The 2124-nt window shown below is 60.3% G+C and carries 2 protein-coding genes; both read left to right on the forward strand.

The window, feature by feature from the left end:
• The first annotated feature begins 131 nt into the window (after nucleotides 1-131).
• The gene (locus tag AC066S_RS38700) at nucleotides 132-992 is read left to right on the forward strand and encodes a GGDEF domain-containing protein (RefSeq protein ID WP_235884975.1); all 861 of its coding nucleotides are present in this window, start codon (nucleotides 132-134) and stop codon (nucleotides 990-992) included.
• Nucleotides 993-1148: 156 nt separating this feature from the next.
• On the forward strand, nucleotides 1149-2124 hold a 976-nt coding region (locus tag AC066S_RS38705; RefSeq protein WP_478271907.1), incomplete at its 3' end, for an IS5 family transposase.

The raw sequence follows: 2124 nt of genomic DNA on the forward strand, positions 1-2124 counted from the left end.
AGCCTTGACGGCAGCACACCGGATCAAGCCTACTTCACCCCGCTGCCGCTCCGCACGGCAGCCTAACCCCGGCAGAGGCTCCACTTATCGACGCGGATATTCTGTTCAGACAACCGGGGCCAGCTCATCTTTTGTTTCAGCTGGGGCAACGCTATGCGGATTCGGCACTTGACGATATCGTATTCATCATAATCGTCGCGTTCTTCCTGTGCGTTGCGCTGACAATTTTTAGTGTGCGCCGCTATCGAGATCTCGCCCACGAAACCAAGGCGCGAGCCATTGCGGAAGGAGAAGCGCGCGACCTAACGCGACAGGATCCATTGACCGGCCTGCCGAACCGGCGCCTGTTTAATGAAAAACTTGATGCGTGCCTTGGCCTGGCCCGCGACACGCACCAGGTAGCCGTTCTGCTGCTTGGGCTTGATGGCTTCAAGATGATCAAGGACAAGCATGGCCACGCAGCGGAGGACAAAGCGCTGTGCGAATTTGCCAACAGGGTCGCCGAAATTTTGCAGAAGGACGGTGTCCTAGCAAGGATCGGAGGCGACGAATTCGGGATTGTCCTACCAGGCATTAGCTCCCTTGAAACTCCGACCAATCTGGCGCGCCGTATTGTGGCGTCCGCCAGCGAAACGTTCGCGACCGAGACGGGGGCAGCCGAGCTTGGGGTTGCGATTGGCATCGCCATCGCTCCGACTGACGGCATCAATCTCCACGGATTGGTCAGGCGCGCAGAACGTGCACTTTATCGCGCGCAAGGCGATGGCAGGTCGCATGTTCGCTTTTTCGAACCAGAGATGGATATGCATGTCGACCGGCGCATTCAGATCGAGCGAGAGCTTCGCAGCGCTATCAAGGCCGACATTATTGAGCCGCACTACCAGCCAATAGTCTCGCTCAAAGAGAATTGCATTATTGGGTTCGAGGCACTGGCGCGTTGGGAGAACAGGACGTGGGGGCGTATTCCGCCCGACGTATTTAGTCGTCCGTGAAGAGCGGCTAAACGACTGAGCCAGAATCGCATTTGTCTTTGTGGGCTGTTTCGGGATTGCAGGGTTTTGATTCTTCGGGCATCGGAACCTTGCGATTTCGTTTTCAGATTCCGTCGAATCGCCAGTCATGATTCTGTGGCCGCATCGGAGGTGGCGATGCGACCGAAGCAGCACAGGACGACGGGATCAGGCGATCTGTTCCGGGCCAGGCTGGACCAGATCATCAACATGAAGCACGAGCTGGTTCAGCTCGCAGGCAAGGTCGATTGGGGCTGGATCGACGGCGAGATCGCGCCGCTCTATAGCGAGAACGGTCGGCCGGGCATCGCAAGCCGCTTCGTGATCGGGCTGCTCCTGCTCAAGCACATTTACGGCCTGTCCGATGAGGCGGTGTGCGAGCGCTGGGTCCACGACCCGTATTTCCAGTACTTCACCGGCGAAGAGTTCTTCCAGCACGCTTTCCCGCACGAGCGCTCGGACCTGAGCCACTGGCGCAAGCGGCTCGGCGACAAGCTGGAGCTGTTGCTGGCCGAGAGCCTGAGGGTAGCGCACGAAGCTGGCGCGTTGCGCAGCCAGGACCTCAAGCGGGTCACGGTCGATACCACCGTGCAGCCGAAGGCCATCACCTTCCCGACCGATGCCAAGCTGCTGCACGCGGCCATCAAGGGGCTCAACCGCCTGACGAGGAAGCACGGGGTCAGGCTTCGGCAGTCCTATCTTCGCATCGCCAAGACCGCAGCAATGATGGCGGGGCGCTACGCCCATGCCAAGCAATTCAAGCGGCATCAGCGGCAGTTGCGCATCCTGCGCAGCCGGCTGGGCCGGATCATCCGCGATATCCGCCGCAAGATCGGAGGGCAGACCGTGCTCGAGAACGCGTTCGCCCTCCCGCTCAGCCGGGCTTCGCAGATCCGCTCGCAGCAGCAACGCCAGCGCGGCTGGAAGCTTTACTCCTTCCACGCCCCGGAGGTGGAGTGCATCGGCAAGGGCAAGGCAGCCGCGCCTTACGAGTTAATGGCATGGACCACGCCCGCTCCCAGCGGCAACGTGGAGTCCGGCGGGGCAACAGCAGGAGCGCAAGCCATGTCGAATACGAACATTGTCACGATCGGTATCGATCTCGGGAAGAACA

The organism is Bradyrhizobium sp. CFUWI, from assembly GCF_056429085.1.